The organism is Vibrio sp. GLN_1, assembly GCF_043106015.1.
GTDB classification, from domain to species: Bacteria; Pseudomonadota; Gammaproteobacteria; order Enterobacterales; family Vibrionaceae; genus Vibrio; species Vibrio parahaemolyticus.
The window spans coordinates 728302-746482 of record NZ_JBICMD010000036.1 but is presented as its reverse complement, the minus strand read 5'-3'; the positions used below and the strand labels follow the sequence as shown (position 1 = coordinate 746482).

16 protein-coding genes and 1 pseudogene are annotated in these 18181 nt (G+C 44.4%); 8 read left to right on the top strand and 9 right to left on the bottom strand.

Annotated elements, in window-relative coordinates; translation table 11 throughout:
- Positions 1 to 14: 14 nt before the first annotated feature.
- The 3 genes from fabV (at position 15) to ACF8OV_RS21095 (ending at position 5040) form a co-directional block, all read left to right on the top strand.
- Complete coding sequence (gene fabV / locus ACF8OV_RS21105; protein ID WP_053340727.1) at positions 15 to 1214, top strand: enoyl-ACP reductase FabV; 1200 nt, start codon at positions 15 to 17, stop codon at positions 1212 to 1214.
- 188 nt (positions 1215 to 1402) lie between these two features.
- The gene (locus ACF8OV_RS21100; RefSeq protein WP_005498840.1) at positions 1403 to 3313 is read left to right on the top strand and encodes a GGDEF and EAL domain-containing protein; all 1911 of its coding nucleotides are present in this window, start codon (positions 1403 to 1405) and stop codon (positions 3311 to 3313) included.
- 71 nt (positions 3314 to 3384) lie between these two features.
- Entirely contained in the window at positions 3385 to 5040 is a 1656-nt protein-coding gene (locus ACF8OV_RS21095) for an ABC-ATPase domain-containing protein (protein ID WP_005479764.1), read from the top strand.
- A gap of 128 nt (positions 5041 to 5168) precedes the next feature.
- On the opposite strand, the gene ACF8OV_RS21090 is transcribed toward ACF8OV_RS21095, so the two are convergent.
- Both ACF8OV_RS21090 and ACF8OV_RS21085 read right to left on the bottom strand, forming a co-directional pair.
- Positions 5169 to 5789, bottom strand: a complete 621-nt coding sequence (locus tag ACF8OV_RS21090; protein WP_005455380.1) for a DNA-J related domain-containing protein — start codon at positions 5787 to 5789, stop codon at positions 5169 to 5171.
- A gap of 132 nt (positions 5790 to 5921) precedes the next feature.
- Positions 5922 to 6761, bottom strand: coding sequence for an isopenicillin N synthase family oxygenase (locus ACF8OV_RS21085; RefSeq protein WP_005455357.1), 840 nt, complete (start codon positions 6759 to 6761; stop codon positions 5922 to 5924).
- 275 nt (positions 6762 to 7036) lie between these two features.
- On the opposite strand from ACF8OV_RS21085, the pseudogene ACF8OV_RS21080 reads away from it, so the two are divergent.
- Positions 7037 to 7620, top strand: a pseudogene (locus tag ACF8OV_RS21080) (DUF2238 domain-containing protein).
- Here ACF8OV_RS21080 and cutA read toward each other — a convergent pair.
- The 5 genes from cutA to ACF8OV_RS21055 form a co-directional block, all read right to left on the bottom strand.
- Complete coding sequence (gene cutA, locus ACF8OV_RS21075) at positions 7582 to 7914, bottom strand: divalent-cation tolerance protein CutA (RefSeq protein WP_005455382.1); 333 nt, start codon at positions 7912 to 7914, stop codon at positions 7582 to 7584. The pseudogene ACF8OV_RS21080 and the gene cutA overlap by 39 nt on opposite strands.
- A gap of 8 nt (positions 7915 to 7922) precedes the next feature.
- Positions 7923 to 8174 (bottom strand): hypothetical protein, encoded by a 252-nt coding sequence (locus ACF8OV_RS21070; protein ID WP_005479768.1) that lies wholly within the window; start codon positions 8172 to 8174, stop codon positions 7923 to 7925.
- A complete protein-coding gene (locus tag ACF8OV_RS21065) occupies positions 8158 to 9864 on the bottom strand; it encodes an SgrR family transcriptional regulator (RefSeq protein WP_020835280.1) in 1707 nt (568 codons plus the stop codon). Before ACF8OV_RS21065 ends, ACF8OV_RS21070 begins: the two co-directional genes overlap by 17 nt.
- A 79-nt stretch (positions 9865 to 9943) precedes the next feature.
- A complete protein-coding gene (locus ACF8OV_RS21060) occupies positions 9944 to 10177 on the bottom strand; it encodes a DUF3389 domain-containing protein (RefSeq protein WP_020835279.1) in 234 nt (77 codons plus the stop codon).
- Between the two features lie 42 nt (positions 10178 to 10219).
- Positions 10220 to 10654 (bottom strand): hotdog fold thioesterase, encoded by a 435-nt coding sequence (locus ACF8OV_RS21055; protein ID WP_025610778.1) that lies wholly within the window; start codon positions 10652 to 10654, stop codon positions 10220 to 10222.
- Between the two features lie 204 nt (positions 10655 to 10858).
- Between ACF8OV_RS21055 and ACF8OV_RS21050 the strand changes: the two genes are divergently transcribed.
- Positions 10859 to 11647 (top strand): M48 family metallopeptidase, encoded by a 789-nt coding sequence (locus ACF8OV_RS21050; RefSeq protein ID WP_005455384.1) that lies wholly within the window; start codon positions 10859 to 10861, stop codon positions 11645 to 11647.
- Between the two features lie 84 nt (positions 11648 to 11731).
- Here ACF8OV_RS21050 and ACF8OV_RS21045 read toward each other — a convergent pair whose 3' ends face one another.
- Positions 11732 to 12814, bottom strand: a complete 1083-nt coding sequence (locus ACF8OV_RS21045) for a site-2 protease family protein (RefSeq protein WP_317676201.1) — start codon at positions 12812 to 12814, stop codon at positions 11732 to 11734.
- A gap of 358 nt (positions 12815 to 13172) precedes the next feature.
- On the opposite strand from ACF8OV_RS21045, the gene ACF8OV_RS21040 reads away from it, so the two are divergent.
- The 3 genes from ACF8OV_RS21040 (at position 13173) to ACF8OV_RS21030 (ending at position 17680) form a co-directional block, all read left to right on the top strand.
- Positions 13173 to 14414 (top strand): outer membrane protein transport protein, encoded by a 1242-nt coding sequence (locus ACF8OV_RS21040; RefSeq protein ID WP_005455385.1) that lies wholly within the window; start codon positions 13173 to 13175, stop codon positions 14412 to 14414.
- A 21-nt stretch (positions 14415 to 14435) separates the two neighbouring features.
- Positions 14436 to 16844, top strand: a complete 2409-nt coding sequence (locus tag ACF8OV_RS21035) for a VolA/Pla-1 family phospholipase (RefSeq protein WP_203503080.1) — start codon at positions 14436 to 14438, stop codon at positions 16842 to 16844.
- A gap of 278 nt (positions 16845 to 17122) precedes the next feature.
- Positions 17123 to 17680 carry a PhnA domain-containing protein gene (locus ACF8OV_RS21030; protein ID WP_005455388.1) on the top strand — a complete coding sequence of 186 codons (558 nt, stop codon included), beginning with the start codon at positions 17123 to 17125 and terminating at the stop codon, positions 17678 to 17680.
- A 159-nt stretch (positions 17681 to 17839) separates the two neighbouring features.
- Here the strand turns inward: ACF8OV_RS21030 and ACF8OV_RS21025 are convergent, their stop codons facing one another.
- Positions 17840 to 18031, bottom strand: coding sequence for a hypothetical protein (locus ACF8OV_RS21025; protein ID WP_005451745.1), 192 nt, complete (start codon positions 18029 to 18031; stop codon positions 17840 to 17842).
- Between the last annotated feature and the right edge of the window lie 150 nt (positions 18032 to 18181).

Below are 18181 nucleotides of genomic sequence, written 5' to 3'. Positions count from 1 at the left end.
GTTAGATCACAACAATGCGAATAGAACCGTTAATTCAAGGTGTTGTTGCTCGCTCTGCGCATCCACACGGTTGCCATGCATCCATAAAAGAGCAAATTGAATACGTAAAAAAAGCCCCGCAGATCAAAAGCGGCCCTAAACGAGTTTTAATTATTGGAGCTTCCTCCGGTTTTGGGTTAGCAGCACGTATTGCCCTAACGTTTGGCGGCGCTGAAGCAGACACCATTGGCGTGTCGTTTGAACGAGGTCCATCTGAGAAAGGGGTTGGCAGCGCAGGCTGGTACAACAACATCTTTTTCAAACAAGAAGCAACACATGCAGGACGCACTGCAATCAATATTGTTGGTGATGCATTCTCTGACTCTGTCCGTAATGAAGTTATCGAAGCGATCGAAACCTACTTTGAAGGTGAAGTCGATTTGGTGATTTACAGCCTTGCAGCGGGCGTTCGTCCAAAACCTCATTCAGATACGTTCTGGCGCAGTGTGATTAAGCCTATTGGTGAGTCGGTTACTGGCGCTTCCATCTTACTTGAAAATGATCAATGGGTTGAAACCACGCTCGAGCCTGCCACCGAAGAGGAAGCAGAAGCGACCATTAAGGTCATGGGTGGAGAAGATTGGGAAAGTTGGATTGATACTCTCATCAACACGGAATCCGTCGCTCAAGGTTGCAAAACCATTGCATTCTCATACATGGGCCCAGAAGTTACTCACCCAATCTATCTCGATGGTACTTTAGGCCGAGCCAAAATTGACTTGCACCAAACCAGCCATGCATTGAATCTGAAACTGGCTAACTTCGACGGTGGTGCTTACGCCACGGTGTGTAAAGCGCTGGTAACCAAAGCCAGTGTTTTCATCCCTGCTCTGAGCCCTTATCTTTTAGCTCTGTACCGAGTAATGAAAGAGAAAGGCACGCATGAACGCTGCATCGAACAAATGCAACGTCTGTTCACGACGAAGCTTTACGATCAGCCTAAAGTTCCTGTTGATGGCGAGCGATTGATTCGAATTGATGACTTAGAACTGGATCCGCAAACGCAGGCTGAAGTGAGTCATTTGTTAGAACAAATGAATGCGGAGAACTTTAAAGAGTGTGGTGATTACCAAGGCTTTAAAGACGAGTTCATGAAACTAAACGGCTTTAACTTTGACGATGTAGACTACTTGCAAGACATTTCGTTAGAAACCTTGGCGTCACTTAAGCCATAAGTTCGTCAAATTTGTTTCATATTTGAGATGGCTTCCAACAATTTAGGGTCCTGAAAGGTTTTCAGGACTTTTTTTTGTTTCGTCTGTGGGCGACCCTATACTTAAGTAAAACGACTAATGTTATAACAATTACTACTGCATAAATCTTCGATTCACAGGATGTGAAACTACCGGAAAGGAAGGCCTCTATGGGGAGATTTCAAACACTAGATTATGAGATTCCTGAATCCATGCAGCGAAGCTGGCAGGATATCGTTAATCTCCTCGCACAGATTGCAGACGTGCCAACCACGCTTATCATGCGAGTGCATCAAAACCACATCGAAGTAAATACCTCAAGCGACACTCAAGGTAATCCATATAAAGCTGGCGACAAAGAAGATCTTGGACATGGTTTGTACTGTGAACATGTCATTGAAACCAAAAGCCAACTGGTTGTCCCAGATGCCCTTGCCGATGAAAAATGGTCGAATAACCCGGACATCAAACTTGGTATGCTCTCCTATTGTGGTTTGCCGTTGTTTTGGCCAAATGGTGAAACGTTTGGAACCATTTGTATGTTGGACTCCAAAGCCAATGAGTACAGCGAAACTTACCGGCAATTGCTCAACACGTTCAAGGACTCAATAGAAGCTCAACTTGCTGTTGTCTACCAACAATACAAACTGTTGAGACTTAACAGCGAACTTAAAAATCGCGTAGAAAACCGAACCACTGACCTCGCCCAACTCAGCTTTTCACTCACTCAAGAAATTGACCGCCGCAAAGCCGCTGAAAGACAAGTTAACTACCAGAAAACCCATGACCAAGGTACCGGATTTCTTAATCGCGCCGCACTGGAAGCGGTGGTTGAAGATACGCTTCAATCCCTAGAACACGGGCATCAGTCTTTAATTGTTATAAATGTGGGCTTTAGTAATGCGCGTAGTATACAAACTCGATACGGCTTTGAAGCGTTTGATGAGATCCTCAAAGAATTTCGTAAGCGCCTTGGAACGAACGATTCAAACTACTTCATTACTGGTCGCCCAAGTTCAAACGACTTAGTGCTTTTGTTATGGGGAGAAGATGCTGATTCGAAACTGCATAATCTGCTCGATAAAATCACTAATATCAGCGTGGGGAACTTCTACATCAACGACACAGAAGTGCACTTGCACTCCTACGTTGGCGTAGTTCAGGCTCATCGCTCGAGCAGTGCTAAACAGCTTCTACAAAATGCTTGTTACGCGATGTTGCTATGTAAAGAGTCGGGTGAAGCTTACAGTTACTTCTGTGAGAGCCACACGCATGAGTTGAACAACCATAATCAGCTCGAAAGTTATCTGCTCCAAGCGGTACGTAATGACGATTTGATGTTGTATTTCCAACCGAAGGTGAACCCTCATACGCACAAATGGATAGGTGCAGAAGCGCTATTACGCTGGCGTCACCCCGTTTTAGGGGATGTATCTAACGAAGCGCTGATCCACATGGCTGAGCAAAATGGGCTCATATTTGAAGTTGGCTCATTTGTTTTGCGTACTGCTATCGACAAAGCCAAACAGTGGTCTGAGTTATTCGATAATTTCAAAGTCGCGGTAAATGTCTCTCCTATTCAACTGCAAAACGTGAATTTTGCCGAGCAAGTTGAACACCTTCTCGAAGCGTTTCACCTTCCGGCACGTTTTCTTGAGTTAGAAGTGACAGAAAGTGCGTTAATTGCTGATGAAGTGGTCGCACGAACAACCCTTAAAAAATTGAATAAACTTGGCGTGACATTGTCACTTGATGATTTTGGTACGGGCTACGCCTCTTTCAGTTATTTGAAGAAGTACCCTTTTGATGCCATCAAAATCGACAAGAGTTTTGTTCAGCAAATGGAAAAATCCGACGATGACCGCGCAATCATTTGTTCCATCATCCATATTGCGAAAAAACTTGAGCTGCAAGTGGTCATTGAAGGAATTGAATCGCCACAACAAGAGCAGTTTTTGATTGGCGAAGGATGCGATATCGGACAAGGCTTTTTGTACGGAAAACCGATGCCTTGTAACGAGTTCGAACAAAGTTTGTTTAATCAGCGTCAAATTGGTGGCCAATACGCCTATTCTTCCTAAGCTCTCCTTTACTCTCCTTGCGGTGGTTTCTATAATCGCCGCCCGCTTCTAATTAAAAGGCCAATATCTTCATGGATCAGTTAACTGCCACGCTTAAGAAAATTGAAAAGCAGAACTACCGTGCTTACCAACAAATCAAAGGTCAGTATGACTTCACTGATTTCACGTTGTTTATCGATCATGTTCAAGGCGACCCGTATGCTTCTGCGTCACGTTTTCGTGCGACTCGTGCTTGGTCACTAACTGGTCTTGAGTGGCTAAAAGACGAGTCTCCGGCGTTCCAACGCGCGGCTCGCGACTTTATTGCTCGTAGCTTTGAGCAATTTGCTAAACAAGAAAATACCGTATCAATCGCTTTAAATGGTCAAACGGTTTTAGACAGCACAGCGGTGCTATTCACAGAAGAAGGGATTGAACTGCGTTTTCGTGTCAACCTCCCCGCTGAAGGCCGTTCTGTGCTTGGTAAAAAGGCGAACAACATCCTCACGTTCCATCTGCCTAAATTTATTCGACGCGCGACGCTTGAGCGTGAGTTGGATAAAGAAGCAATGGTGAAGCACTGTCAAGTCGTAGAAGATCAAAGCGCACTAAGAGAACAATTAGAAGCACACAATCTTGTTGCGTTTGTTGCGAATGGTAGCGTTCTACCACGTATTGCGGGTAACTGTGATTTGCCGATGAAAGAAGCTGTGGAGTTTACGGCTCCTGAGTCTTTGCAAGTGACTCTGCATGCACCAAACAAAGGTTACGTGACTGGACTTGGCATTCCCAAAGGCATCACTTTGATTGTCGGCGGTGGTTTTCACGGTAAGTCGACCTTACTGAACGCCATTGAACGTTCTATTTACGATCACATTCCTGGCGATGGTCGCGAGTACATCGTAACAGATCAGAAAGCGATGAAGATTCGTGCAGAAGATGGCCGTTGTGTGCATCACTTAAATCTGTCGAACTACATCAACCATTTGCCAATGGGTAAAGATACTGCAGATTTCTCAACGCAAGATGCATCAGGTTCAACATCGCAAGCGGCTTGGTTACAAGAATCTATCGAAGCCGGTGCGACATCACTGCTGATCGACGAAGACACATCTGCAACTAACTTTATGATTCGTGATGAGCGTATGCAGGCACTTGTGGCAAAAGGCGATGAGCCAATCACACCGCTGGTTGACCGTATCGGTCAATTACGTGATGAACTGGATATCTCTACTATCATCGTTATGGGTGGCTCTGGTGATTACCTAGATGTAGCGAATACCGTTATTCAGATGCATGACTACCAAGCGGTCGACGTGACTGAAAAAGCAAAACAAGTGATTGCGCAGCACCCTACTCAGCGCCATAACGAATCAGAAGAGAGCTTACAAACTTTCCGACCTCGCGCACTAAACCGTGTGGCTCTTATGAATATATTGACTGACGGCAAGTTCCGCGTAAGTGCAAAAGGCAAAGACTCACTGCGTTTTGGTAAAGAATTTACTGACCTTAGTGCGCTAGAGCAGATTGAGTCTGCTGACGAAGTGAACGCCATTGGTTGGTTGTGGTTCCAGCTTGCACAACTGCCTGGTTGGTGTAACAACCCAGCAAAAGAAATTGAAGAGATGTTATCGGGCGAATGGCACGCATCACTGCCTAAACAAGGTGACCTTGCTAAACCTCGTACTTTGGATGTGATGGCAGCACTTAACCGTATGCGTAAGTCACAGTTCAAACCTTCACACTAAGTATTTTGTATTTGACGTATCACGACTTATCCAAGTCTGGCTCGTCTAAAACACAAAGGCAGCGATTATCGCTGCCTTTTTTATTTTCAGTCCTAAACCACCTACTACAGTAGGTAGTTATTTACTATTTATCCATTTCGAAGTACGTTCCATGCTTCGCACAACACTCTGAATCTTTCGGCATCGCCATTTTCTCTATCAGGATGCCAGCGTAACGCCAGTTTTCGCCATTGTCGGCGGATTTCAGTACGAGATACGTCACCCGCTAGGTCAAAGAGTTTAAGCGCTTTCGCTTTATCAATGTTATGCTCCGAGGCGCCGCCTACAAAGCGTTGATAACGAGTCCAAAACTCATTAAGTAATCGACGAACTTCATCTTCGTTCGCTTCATAATGGCTCCAATCCAAATAGTATTGTCGCAAAGGATCGTTTGGATCGACGCTGTTTCTACTCGCTTCTAATGCTGACATCAACATGATATCCATCGCTTCTACTTGCAACCAACTGTCCGGAAAGAGCGTCTCTTGCAGTTGATACAGCGCATTCATTATCAGAAAGTTTCTTTTGAATAAGTCTTTATCTGGCGAGGGGTCAAGCTGGTTAATGTAACCGCGCTCACTGAGCTTGCTGGCCAAGGTGTGTACTTTCCAACCAGACGGTTGCCTTTTGAGAATCTCAAGCATTGGCCAAAGCAACGGGTTCTCTATTTCACTCTGACTGCTATCGCATACGCCATATTGATCTTCCATGCGCCCTCGTTTGATTTATAAGCGATTAAAATTGAGCAGGTTTCAAAGCTCAACGTCGTTACTTTTGTACCATAAACGAAAAAAGGCCGATAGCGAAAAACCATCGGCCTTTGGAATCAGGATCGCGTTTGATTAAATAACGCCTAGCTCACGTAAGCGTTCCATCAAGTAGCTGTGTGCTGTGTAACGCTCAGAAAGTACTGTATCTGGTTTTGGGTGCAAGAAAAGCGGTAATGAAATGCGCGATTTTTCTTGGCGAGCACCTGTTGGGTTGATAACTCGGTGCGTCGTTGACGGGAAGTAACCACCTGACGCTTCTTGTAGCATGTCACCAATGTTAATGATCAAGTTACCAAAATCACATGGAACATCGATCCACTCGCCATCTTTGCTCATAACTTGCAGACCAGGCTCGTTCGCCGCTGGCAGTACAGTCAGTAGGTTGATGTCTTCATGAGCGGCTGCGCGAATTGCACCTGGCTCTTCTTCGCCTGTCATTGGTGGGTAATGAAGAACGCGAAGCAACGTTTTGTCGCTGTTATTGATCATTTCTGACAGCGCGATAGAGAACTTCTCTTGTACGTCTTTTGGTGCGTACTCTTCTACCCAACCTAGCAGTTCTTGTGCAAAAGCGTTTGCGCGCTCGTAGTACTCAAGAATCTCTGCTTTCAACTGTTCTGGGATTTGTCCCCAAGGGTAAACATGAAAGTACTCTTTGATGTCTTTTACTTTGTGGCCTTTCGCAACTTCAGAAACCGAAGGTGGGAAATAACCATCTTGCGTTTCTACATTAAATTGGAAATCATTTTTTTCTTCTGAGCAGAAAAACTCGTGCCAGTTTTTGTAAATGGACTCAACCAACTCTTGAGGGATTGGGTGATTCTTTAATACGCCAAACCCTGTTTCGCGTAGTGATGCTACGAACTGTTGAGCAGCGTCGTCAGCAAGATAATCGACAGTTTCCAGTTTCATGACTTTACTTCTTTTTTATTAGACTGAGTCACGGATTCTATGGATGGGCATGTTGTAAATCAAACTTTAATGAAATGTGCACGCGCAAACGTTTTAATGTTGAGCAGTTCGCTAATAATTCAACATGTTTAGTTAATAATTGACCAATGAAAATAAACAATTACACACTGTTCAATTAAGTGTAATCATTGTTAACGCATTACAAACAGAGATATAAACGGTTTAACTCGATGCTTGTACGCTCTAAAAAATCAATTGAAGGATCAACTAACCCTATGAAAAGCACTTCTACACTATTGGGATTGACGATTTTTTACGCCATCGTTTTTTTATTTTCAGCATTAGAACCTAGCTCGCGTGCTGTCTGGTTTGCTGAAATCATTCCGGCGATTGGTATTCTCATTGCGATTTGGGCGATTTCGATTCGCTACCAGTTCAGCAACACTGCTTACCTTTTGATGTTTATTTGGTTGTGCCTACACACCATTGGCGCGAAATACACCTTCGCTGAAGTGCCGTTTGATTGGTTGGATCAGAGAGAAACAATTTTGATCGCGTAGCCCACTTTGCGATTGGTTTATATGCCTACCCGATCGCTGAGTATTTGATTCGCAACAAAAAATTCAACCCAACTTTTTCATGCTGGTTTGCGTTGTTTGCCATTATGTCTTTGGCTGCAGGCTACGAAATCATTGAGTGGTGGTATGCCGAACTGGCTGGTGGCGACGAAGGCATTGCCTTCCTAGGCTCCCAAGGAGACATTTGGGATGCCCAGAAAGACATGTTGTGTGATACGACGGGTGCCATACTGTCGTTGTTTTTAATGTCGGCTCAACGTCGATTCGCGAAGCCATTCTAAATACGGATTAAAACCATCCACGATAGGAACCTGTACGATTTGAGCAACCTCGTATTCGTGCAGGTTTTCAATTTTTTCTTCCACTAACTCGTAAAGTTCACGTCGTGTTTTGATGATGAGTAACCATTCGTGATCAGTACAAACTTCCCCTTTCCAAACATAATGGCTCTCAATTGGCATCGTCTGAATACACGCCGCTAATTGAGCTTCTAATAAACCTTTGATGATTTCATCGCGATTTTTTTCATTATTGGTGGTACTTAACACCATGCAGCAATCGTTTTGTTGGCTCATTATTTTTCCTACTTCATTGTCACTTTTCCGCCAATCATCTTAAACGCAGGCGTACCTCTGACTAACGTATCTCGTGCAAACTCTTGCCCGCAGCTCGGGCAAAAACAAGGGGTTTGAGTGTAATCTTCTACAATGCGTTCTTTAAAGCACTTCACCAAGGCCCCCTTTCCGCCCTTGCGATATTTATATAGCTGCGCTTTGCATTTCGCACAATAAATTTCGACAGTTTTACTCGGTTGCTTTTTATTCGGCTTGGCCATTATCTTCTATCTCTGGCTTGACCCACACATTGCTGAAATCGAACCACCCCAGCGCATTACATTTTGCGTTTTGAAGCGCTCCGCTGTGGTCTTTGTTTACACCAAGCCAGCAATGGAACATTGGAATAACCTGACAGCTTTTCACTAACTGCCTTCCTAATTCTCGAGCAGGAAAGTCGGCATGAATGCCTGCTCGCCATTGATCGACTAATGTCGCCCATTCTGAAAAATCGTAACCCGCGCTGAATTTTTCGATGTCGCTATAATCAAGTAGCCAGCCCGCTAAGGCATCGTTGCGATTGGTCGCAATACCCATTGCTTTTACCCAAACGTCGACTTCTTCTGGATTTGGCGGCTGCGTATCGTAGCGAATAAACTCGACATCGACACTGTGCGGTTTGAGCAAATGTTTAATTGCTTTGGCAATGACAGGAAACATCGGATGTTTTTTCTGATAAGCGACGGTAATCGATTTACCTTGTTGCGGGACTTCACCCACTGATGTCGGTCTTAAGTCAATCCACCCCGGTTTTAAACCAAATGCTTGCAGTACACCCAGTTCAATCACTTTATCTTGGGGAACGTGCGCGTAGATTTGATGGCTATTTAGTGTTTGGCTTAAAAATTCGGCCCAACGTGGGTCTTTTGCGATCCCTGTGTTTTTGTTAAGCAGCAAGAAGGTACAGCCCGGATCGAGTTCCACTTCATCGGTCGACGCTTGTTTGTTCATTTGTGGCTTGGACAGGCTTGGATACACCATTGATGAGTAGGCTTCATCAATCACCCACACTTCAACTTGGTCCAACAGTGGACGAAACCCAAAGTAACCATCGAAAGCAGTAAGGATAAGGCGTTTGTCGTCGTTCACTTTTACTTGGAACGGACCTGTGCCAATAGGCTTACGGTCAAAATCCTCAGAGCGAAGCGCTTGTGGCAATAAGACTTTGGCTTGAGACTCGCTCAATGCTAACGGTAAATAGCGATCTGGACGAACAAGCTTAATATCAACGGTCCAAGGCTGTGGTGACGAAACTTGCTGAATGTGAGAGAACAAATTCAATCCACTCAAGGCAAGAATGCTCTCTACAACACAATCTGTCGTGAGTGGTTCACCATTATGGAAGCGTACGCCACGACGCAAATAGAAACGCCAATGAGTGTCAGAAAGCGCCTCCCACGTATGTGCGAGATCCGGTTGAAGTTGTTCGTTTTCATCAAGACGCGTTAAACCGCTAAAAACTTGTCGCGCGATGTGTTGTTCCGAGCGACGCATCGGCTTTTGCGGATTCAGCATGGCTAACGGTCGGTAATAAGGCAATCTCACGACTTGCTCGCCTTGTCGATGCTGCAATCCCAAATAACCTTGAATCACCTGGGTTAAACGTGCGGCGTCATTGTCTAACGCATCGAGCGCCTGTCCAATCTTTCCTTCGTCTAGGTAGCGTCTCGCTAAGTTTTCGCTTACGTCACTACGATTGCGTTTAAAGATCAGTTTGGATAGTTTTCCTCGGCCAGCAGCCGGGTGCCATTCTATCCACCCTTCTTCTTCGAGCTTATTGAGAACGATACGCGCATTTCGTCGCGTACAAAACAGAGCGTCGGTAATGTCTTCTAGCTGAACTTCTGTGTCGTTACCGGCAAATTTTTCAAAGAGTGTTTCGAACTGAACACGTAAACGAGGGCTACTCATAAAGAGGAAATACTTGTCTTGATGTCAATAAGTCAAGTTTCCTCATTTTTATGAAAAAGTGCAAATATGAAGGGGTAAATTATTGAATATCGATACCAATTTCTTGTGCGAGTTGGATAAGTTGTTCCTCATTATCCAATTTTATTGACCATTTGCATTCGGCCCCATGGGCTAACACAACATTTGCGCTACGACCAAGAAGTTGAAGTGCATCGGTTTGTGCTTGCAATGTGACCATTGCCTCACCCGTTAGTTTGATGACGATTTCACGCTGCGTCGCGATAATTTTACCTAATGAAAACTCGATAACCATGTTCTGCCTTTGGGTGTATCTCTGCTGATTGATGAAGTCGAATTAAGCCAATTTTGCTTTTTGTTGTTTCACAGCAATCGTTAGACGACTAGTACACACCAAACGATCACGTTCGTCTGCAATTTCAATCTGCCAAACTTGAGTCGAAACACCAAGGTGAATAGGTTTTGCGGTACCGATAACATAACCACTGCGCATTGCTCGTACATGGTTTGCGTTGATATCTAAACCTACGCAGTAGTTACCTTCACTCACGCAAAAGTTTGCGGCAATGGAACCTAATGTTTCTGCTAGTACGACGGATGCACCACCATGCAACATACCCAGCGGTTGGTGAGTAAAACTGCACACTGGCATCGTTGCACTTAATGAGTCATCCGTGAAGTTGGTGTACTCGATTTGTAGGTGCTCCATCATGGTATTTCTTGATGTAGCGTTAAGGATGTCCAAACTGATCGGCTTTTTCCAAATACTCATTTTTCGCTCTTACTGTTTGCAGATTGAGACTGCTTATTCATATTTATGCCAAGCGCTTAGCATAGTCTCTATTGCTGAGACACTTCAAGACAAAACGCGCTAGCCCTCAACTCTACAATCACACTTACCTCGCCTATGCATCTTGTCATCATTTGGGTATATACTACTGGTTCAAAACAAGAATTAGTGAATATGGAGCCACTTATGAAGGTATGGATTAAAGCCTCTGCTCTCTTGACCTTAGCAGGCTTAACTGCGTGCAGCGCCTCACCAACTGGTCGAAATCAAATACTGATGTTTTCAGATCAAGAAATGTCATCACTTGGTGCAAAATCCTTTGATCAAATGAAGAAGGATATTCCAATCAGTAAAGATAAAAAGACCAACGCTTACGTACAATGCGTAGCTAAGCAGATCACCAATGCCATTCCACCTCAAGCTGGTTTCAAAGATTGGGAGGTCGTGGTGTTTGATAGTGACCAAGTCAATGCGTTTGCGTTGCCAGGCGGAAAAATTGGTGTTTACACTGGCCTTCTCAAGGTAGCGAAAAACCAAGATCAGTTAGCAACGGTTATCGGGCACGAAGTGGCGCACGTTTTAGCAGAACACAGTAACGAGCGGCTGTCTCAAAGCCAGTTGGCCAATGCTGGGCTGTCGTTAGCCAATGTGGCAATTGGCGCATCTGAATACAAACAATATCAACAGCTCACTATGGCCGCGTTAGGTGTTGGTGTGCAGTACGGCGTGATTCTCCCTTATGGAAGAACGCAAGAGTCTGAAGCGGATATCGTTGGCTTAGAGTACATGGCGAAAGCTGGATTCAATCCTAATCAAAGCGTCGATCTGTGGAAAAACATGAGTGCAGCATCAGGTGGAGCGCAGCCGCCGGAATTTTTCTCTACTCACCCTTCTCACAGTACGCGAATCAAAGACTTGCAGGCAACCATCAACAAGTTACCGAAGTACAATGTGAAAGCACCGAAATGTGGTTAGAAAGCGTATAACCCTACAAAAGTCTGATACAAAAAAGCTCCTACTTAAGGAGCTTTTTCGTTATCTGTGTGTTGAGAACTTTCGTTAAGCTCCAAGAATTTGCAAAGGTAAGCTGAGTAAGCTGTCACCCAGCCCCGCGAAATACCAAATAATCCCAACAAAACCACCAACGGATGCTAAATACCAAACCAATGAGAACAATTGAGCGTAGCGAGTGAGTGGCAACAAGTGGCTGTGATGTCTTGCTCGCCATTCCATGACCACTTCCAGCATCCCCATCATCAGTAAGAATCCGAGCAGCGTTAAACCAAATGAATAGCTGAGCGCAATACCAAGTAGTGCTGTAACAATGCTGCCCGCCAACCCAATCCAAGTATTCATCGAGAAAGTAATACTCTTTAGAACATGGCCACCATCTAACGGTAAGATCGGCAGCAAGTTAAAGAGGTTTAGCAGCGCGTTAAACACAGCAAGACCAGCGAATATCATTTCGCCTGTCATCCAATAAAGCAGAGTAAACACAATGCTTAAAACCAATCCAAAGAAAGGCCCCATGATTGAAATGACGACATCTTGCCAACGCGTGTTTATTTTCTCGTCACTTAAAGCCAAGCCTCCTAGAAACGGGATTAAGTAAATGCCCTTGGTTTTCATACCGAAATACTTCATCGCTTTGATATGCCCATATTCGTGGAACATAAGACAAGCGATAAGAGCCAGAGCAAACTCAATAGAAAACAACCATGAATAGGCAGCTAAACTTGCTGACGCCAGCGCAACTTTAATCACTTTCGCGCTTTTTAAGGCTTTCATACCTAAGGAAAAAATACCGATGACACTCAAGCGCTTTTCTGATGGTGGCGCGACCTGTGGCACCTGCCTTTCAATATCTTTTTCGTTTCTTGAACCTTCCGTAATTAGCTCACCGTTAACGGTGGCGCGATAGGTCAGATCAAAAGGTTGCCAATCCAATGTGCAGTCTAATTGGCAGAGCAAAACCTCTTCTCCAGCACTCAGCTTAAATTGATGCGTGTAAGTTTCTGTTTTCTTTTCGCTCGCATCAATTTGAGAAACTAGAGTGTTGTTCCAGTACAATTGCTGCCATCCCGTCATCGATCCTTCTAATCTTAACGGGCGACCTAAAAATTCAGTGTGTAGTAATTCCAACGCGATTCCTAATGCGATAACCACAAAGGTCGAATTATGCCTCTTATAACAAGTGACATCAAAGCATGTGAACTCAAGATTTGAAGGTTATTTAATCATAAGATTTGCAAAACAATTCTGGTCGTACCATTTCCACAAAAAATATAACGATAATACATGCCCTTACGAGCAGGCGTTTGACGTATGCATCAAATTTAAAACGCCAAATACGCTCAAACTTTGACAAGTTATTAAACATACAATTAACATTACGTTTACATCACAGCTGTGTTTCAACGCAATCACAACTGCTGTTTAGTACCACACAACAATTACAAGGACTTCGGTCCAGCATAATGACACCCTAGGAGGGTCAAGGATGAACAAGAAGCACTGCTCTCTGCTGACAATTTCAATATTGTTTGCGTGTAATGCCCATTCAGCGGGCTTTCAGGTTGCTGAACACTCGGCATCTGGTCTTGGTCGAGCATTCTCAGGTGAAGGGGCTGTAGCAGACAATGCCAGCGTCCTTGCACGTAACCCAGCAGCAATGACTCTTTTCAAAGAAGCTCAGTTTTCTGGCGCACTTTCTATCGTTGATCCTGAAGTCAACGTTTACGATACGCTTCATAAAGAGCAATCTGATGACGTAGCACCACTGCAAGTGGTTCCTGCGGGTTATTACATCAGCCCAATCAATGACAACTGGGCTTGGGGTATCGGTATGTTCACCACTTACGGTGTTGCAACAGATTATCCAGATGATATTTCTGCGGGTGATATGGCTGGCGACACCTCGCTACTTTCTGTCAATATCAATCCAAACATTGCTTACCGCATCAACGAAAAATTCAGTGTTGGTGGCGGCATCAACTTAGTTTATGCAGAAGCTGAACTGACACGTCATAAAGGTGCGTTGGCGCCGCTATTTGGTTCTGGTAGCAGTAAATCCGATAACCTAATTGGCATGGAAGGTGAGACTTTCGCATGGGGTTGGAACGTTGGTGCCCTATTTGAACTTAACGAAAACAACCGTTTTGGCTTTGGCTACCGTTCTAAAGTCGATCTAGATTTTGATGATGGTGAATTCAGCAGCTACGACTCTGGCATCGCAACCGCAGCAAAAGTTGATGGTCGCTTGAAGATTTCGCTTCCTTCTATTATCGAACTTTCTGCATTCCATCAACTTAATGACCAATGGGCGATTCATTACGGTTGGCAACAAACTGACTGGAGCACTTTTAAAGAGCTAAAGGCGACCAGTAATGAATGTAAAGGCGGCGTATGTTTCTTCAAACCAGAAAAGTATGAAGACAACAACCGTTACTCTGTAGGTGCAACTTACACGCTAAACACAGAGTGGACATTCCGCGCAGGCTTGGCTTATGACGAGCAAGCGGGTGAAGCAACATTGAGTATCCCTGATAGTGACCGTATGTGGTACAGCGCGGGTCTAACGTATGCAATGAATGAAAACCTATCGTTTGATGCTGGTTTTGCATTGGTACAAAGTGAGTCGGGCTCTTTCACTGAGACTAACGCAGCAGGTCAAGAAATTAAGTTTGATTCAGAAGGTACGGCATACATCAGTGCAGTACAGATGAACTACACCTTCAAATAATAGGATTCTCGGAGTAACCCAATGAAACATACGTTTAAACTATCACTGCTTTGTTCTGCGATCCTACTTGCAGGTTGTGGCGACAACACATCAAGCTCAGGCACAACAGATAAAGTAACGTTTGAATCGGAAGTTCAAGCATTGCTAGATCGTGGCACTTCAATTAGCTTTACTATCCAAGGTGCAAACGCAGACGTACCTGCCCCTTCTTACCTACTTATGGATACGTCAGATGGTACGCTTGGTCTGCCAACTAACGGTGATGATGCCCTTACTAATCCACGCGCATCAATGAACACAATGGACGGTTGGTCAACGTCTATGCCTATCGTTTTGAACTTTAACGGCGATGGCTTCGCTCCTGGCATGTTGGCTTCTGGCGTTAAAGTTATCAAAATCAACCAGCGTTTGACGGAATGGGACGGAAAAACTAACCCGATTTCAAAAGTCCTTGTTCAGAACCAAGATTACGTTGTTCAAGCCAATGGTAAATCTCTTTATGTTCAGTTTGCCGATTCTCTTGATGAATCCAGCGAATACATTTTCGCGGTCACGCAAGACGTAACCGACGTTAATGGCGAACCTATTGGCACCTCTTCAAGCTACGCGGTGGCAAAGAGCAAACAAGTTAAGTACGAATCAGGCGATCTTGCATCCGTACAAGCGGTAACAGAAGCTGTCGAAGGTATTTTTGGTCTAGCGCAAGTCAACCCAGCTGATATTGTCTACTCATCATGGTTCAGCACTCAATCTGTAGGTGACACGTTAGCGGCTGTTAAAGGTGTTACTGCGACAGGTTTTGCTACTGGCGCGAACACGCTAAATGCCATTTACAAAAATGATACTAACGAGAATGCTGTCGACCTTTCTACTGCGTACACAATGGTGCTTGGTGAGACACAAGACTTTATGACAGCGTTAGATTCGGACAGTGACTTTAATAAATACGTCAGTGACTTAGATGCAGCGAAAACCGCGATTAAAGGTCTTTACCTGCAATCTGGCGCGAGTGTGAATGTTACTCAGGGTCAAGTAAGACTGCCACACTACCTTGAAAAAGGCGCAAACTGGAACATGCAACCGATGGTGTCTGCTATGCCAAGCCTAGCGAAGCTAAACGCAGCACTTACCGATCCAGCAGAACAAGCGAACATGGTTCAGCAGCTTTCTTCTGGCGTTTTCGCAAGCTCTCCTGTAGACGTTAGCAAGCTGGCAACAGATCCAACTGAGCAGCTAAAACTGGTAGGCTCGAAACTGTACTTAAACGACGGTACACAGCTGGATAGTGAGCGAGTTATTACTCGTTACTCTCCTGTTCCTGAGGTTAAGTCTTTAGAAAATGTCGAGTTCTTACTGTTTACTCCTCAAAATGGTGTTGCAAAAGACGTGGTGATCTACCAACACGGTATCACTTCAGCGAAAGAAAACGCCTATGCATTTGCTTTTAATATGGTGCAGGCTGGCGTAGCTGTTATCGCTATCGATCTTCCAATCCACGGTACACGTAGCCTAGACGAACAACGATCGGCAAATGCGAACGTTCTTGCTTACTTGAACCTGTCTAACCTTGCTGTAGCGCGTGATAACCTTCGTCAAAGCGTGCTGGATGTATTGGGCTTACGTGCTAGTTTAGTAGTATCAGCGCAAGGCGGTCTATTGGCTGGCGGCCCTCTTCAAGGTTTTAACCCAATGACGGGCTCTCAAGTAAAAATGCTAGGTCACTCACTAGGCGGTATTGTTGGTACGTCTGCGGTTGCTGCTGCAAACAACACACTAGGCAGCCCTACTGCTGATGCACTGTATACATTTAGCGCGGCCTCTATTCAGAACTCTGGTGGTCAAATCGGTAATCTATTGTTGGGTTCTTCAGACTTTGGCCCACAAATCAAGCACAACCTTGCTTATGCAGCATCAACGGATTACAAGTCTTACGCTGACGCGCAGTGTGCTCAGTTAGATGACAAAGCATGTTACGAGGTCTTTGAAGGTTTAGCGACACCGGAACAGCTTGCAGCTCTGAGTGCTGGTTTCTCACAGTTCATCTACGCAGCGCAAACCACGCTTGATACTGTAGATCCATTTACTAATGCCGCAGACCTAGTTGCTTCAGGCACTCTAACTACACCATTCTTGATGACAGAAGTTGAAGGTGATAAGACGGTACCGAATAACGTTGCGAACGCGCCATTTGCAGGTACAGAGCCGTTAGCCAAGAAATTGGGCTTAACTGAGGTTAATAGCTTAAATACAGCGGTCGCTGCGACGTCAAGCTTTGTTCAATTCAACGCTATTGCTTCACACAGTACGTTTGCGTCGCCATCAGGCACACTTGCCGATATCAATCATCATGCTGAAATGCAAAAAGAAAACGCGGACTTCTTGATGGACAACGCATTGAGTGATGTTTCGGATACAACAGTACTGAAATAATCGACCATTCATCCATCGAAAAAACCCAGCTTAGGCTGGGTTTTTTATTTTTCGCACTCAAAAGAGTGTTGAATAATTCACACAACAATTCATAACCCAAGGTAATTGACCACTTCTTTTATATTCCAAATATTATTTATTTAGCGATTGTTTTACATCTTTCACCTAATCAGGTTGGAATATTGTAAAATCTCGGCTTTAATTCGCTAACACCCTTTTATTTCTCAGGATAAAGTGGATAATACCGCCACAAAATAACATTACTAAGGTGAGTCCTTATGTCTATCGAAGCTACTCTGCTTGCACGCTGCGAGTCAAAATGTGAACTGTGTTCATCTGAATCTCCATTAACTGCTTACGCTGTACCACCACACGGTAACGTAACAGTTGATACCGCTATCATGGTATGTGACAAATGCCACAGCGAGATCGAAGAACCTAAAGACATTAACCATTGGCGTTGTCTGAACGAAAGCATGTGGAGCCAGGTTCCTGCAGTACAAGTAACTGCATGGCGCCAACTAACTCGCCTAAACTCTGAAAGCTGGGCTCAAGACGCTCTTGACATGATGTACATGGAAGAAGAGCAAAAGAACTGGGCAATGACAGGTATGTCTGCTGATGACAAAACTGTTGACTGCAACGGCACTGAACTTAAGAAAGGTGACGATGTAACAGTAATCAAAGATCTACCAGTTAAAGGTACAAACCAAGTAATTAAGCAAGGTACTGTGATTCGCGGTATCAGCCTTGGTGATGACCCTAAACTGATTTCAGGTAAGGCAAACGGTGGTCAGTCAATGTACGTGATCGCAGAGTACTGCCGTAAGAAGTAATTTTAGTTACTTTTGTATAAAACGGGGTTCCAGTTGGAACCCCGTTTTTGTTTGTGCTTCGGAAGGCCCCCTAACCCATGCGTTTGAATCAGGTCCCTTTGAAACAGCAAATACAAAAATGCCAGCGGCTAAGCTGGCATTTTTTTCACAGTGTTCAGATTAACGGTACATACCGATATCTTTTTGAATGTGAGCTGACAAATCTTCTGCGTAGTAGCTGCGAGGAGCAGAGTTATCTACAAAAAGAATGTCGAGTAAGTGAGCAATCAATCCTTTGAAGTTAACCGCGTAGGTTTTCTTATCCATAGAGGTTGGTAAAGCTACATTTGTCATTTGCATTGCTTGTGCCATGATTGCCTCTCTTTAAAAGCAGTAATATGTTTTGTTGGTTGTATAGTAGTCACTTCCTCACTGTTTAAAAAATGACAAAATTTGACCAACCAAATTAGTTTTTCTAATAAAACAAATCATTCACATTGCTGCGAGCTAGAAATGCCCACT

Excerpts from the sequence above, each read along its gene's own strand:
- ACF8OV_RS21060 (WP_020835279.1), bottom strand. The coding sequence starts at position 10,177 with ATGGTTATCGAGTTTTCATTAGGTAAAATTATCGCGACGCAGCGTGAA.
- ACF8OV_RS21070 (WP_005479768.1), bottom strand. The coding sequence starts at position 8,174 with ATGGCCAAGCCGAATAAAAAGCAACCGAGTAAAACTGTCGAAATTTAT.
- ACF8OV_RS21055 (WP_025610778.1), bottom strand. The coding sequence starts at position 10,654 with ATGAGTATTTGGAAAAAGCCGATCAGTTTGGACATCCTTAACGCTACA.
- ACF8OV_RS21095 (WP_005479764.1), top strand. The coding sequence starts at position 3,385 with ATGGATCAGTTAACTGCCACGCTTAAGAAAATTGAAAAGCAGAACTAC.
- ACF8OV_RS21040 (WP_005455385.1), top strand. The coding sequence starts at position 13,173 with ATGAACAAGAAGCACTGCTCTCTGCTGACAATTTCAATATTGTTTGCG.
- ACF8OV_RS21030 (WP_005455388.1), top strand. The coding sequence starts at position 17,123 with ATGTCTATCGAAGCTACTCTGCTTGCACGCTGCGAGTCAAAATGTGAA.
- ACF8OV_RS21050 (WP_005455384.1), top strand. The coding sequence starts at position 10,859 with ATGAAGGTATGGATTAAAGCCTCTGCTCTCTTGACCTTAGCAGGCTTA.
- fabV (WP_053340727.1), top strand. The coding sequence starts at position 15 with ATGCGAATAGAACCGTTAATTCAAGGTGTTGTTGCTCGCTCTGCGCAT.
- ACF8OV_RS21035 (WP_203503080.1), top strand. The coding sequence starts at position 14,436 with ATGAAACATACGTTTAAACTATCACTGCTTTGTTCTGCGATCCTACTT.
- cutA (WP_005455382.1), bottom strand. The coding sequence starts at position 7,914 with ATGAGCCAACAAAACGATTGCTGCATGGTGTTAAGTACCACCAATAAT.
- ACF8OV_RS21090 (WP_005455380.1), bottom strand. The coding sequence starts at position 5,789 with ATGGAAGATCAATATGGCGTATGCGATAGCAGTCAGAGTGAAATAGAG.
- ACF8OV_RS21100 (WP_005498840.1), top strand. The coding sequence starts at position 1,403 with ATGGGGAGATTTCAAACACTAGATTATGAGATTCCTGAATCCATGCAG.
- ACF8OV_RS21085 (WP_005455357.1), bottom strand. The coding sequence starts at position 6,761 with ATGAAACTGGAAACTGTCGATTATCTTGCTGACGACGCTGCTCAACAG.
- ACF8OV_RS21065 (WP_020835280.1), bottom strand. The coding sequence starts at position 9,864 with ATGAGTAGCCCTCGTTTACGTGTTCAGTTCGAAACACTCTTTGAAAAA.
- ACF8OV_RS21025 (WP_005451745.1), bottom strand. The coding sequence starts at position 18,031 with ATGGCACAAGCAATGCAAATGACAAATGTAGCTTTACCAACCTCTATG.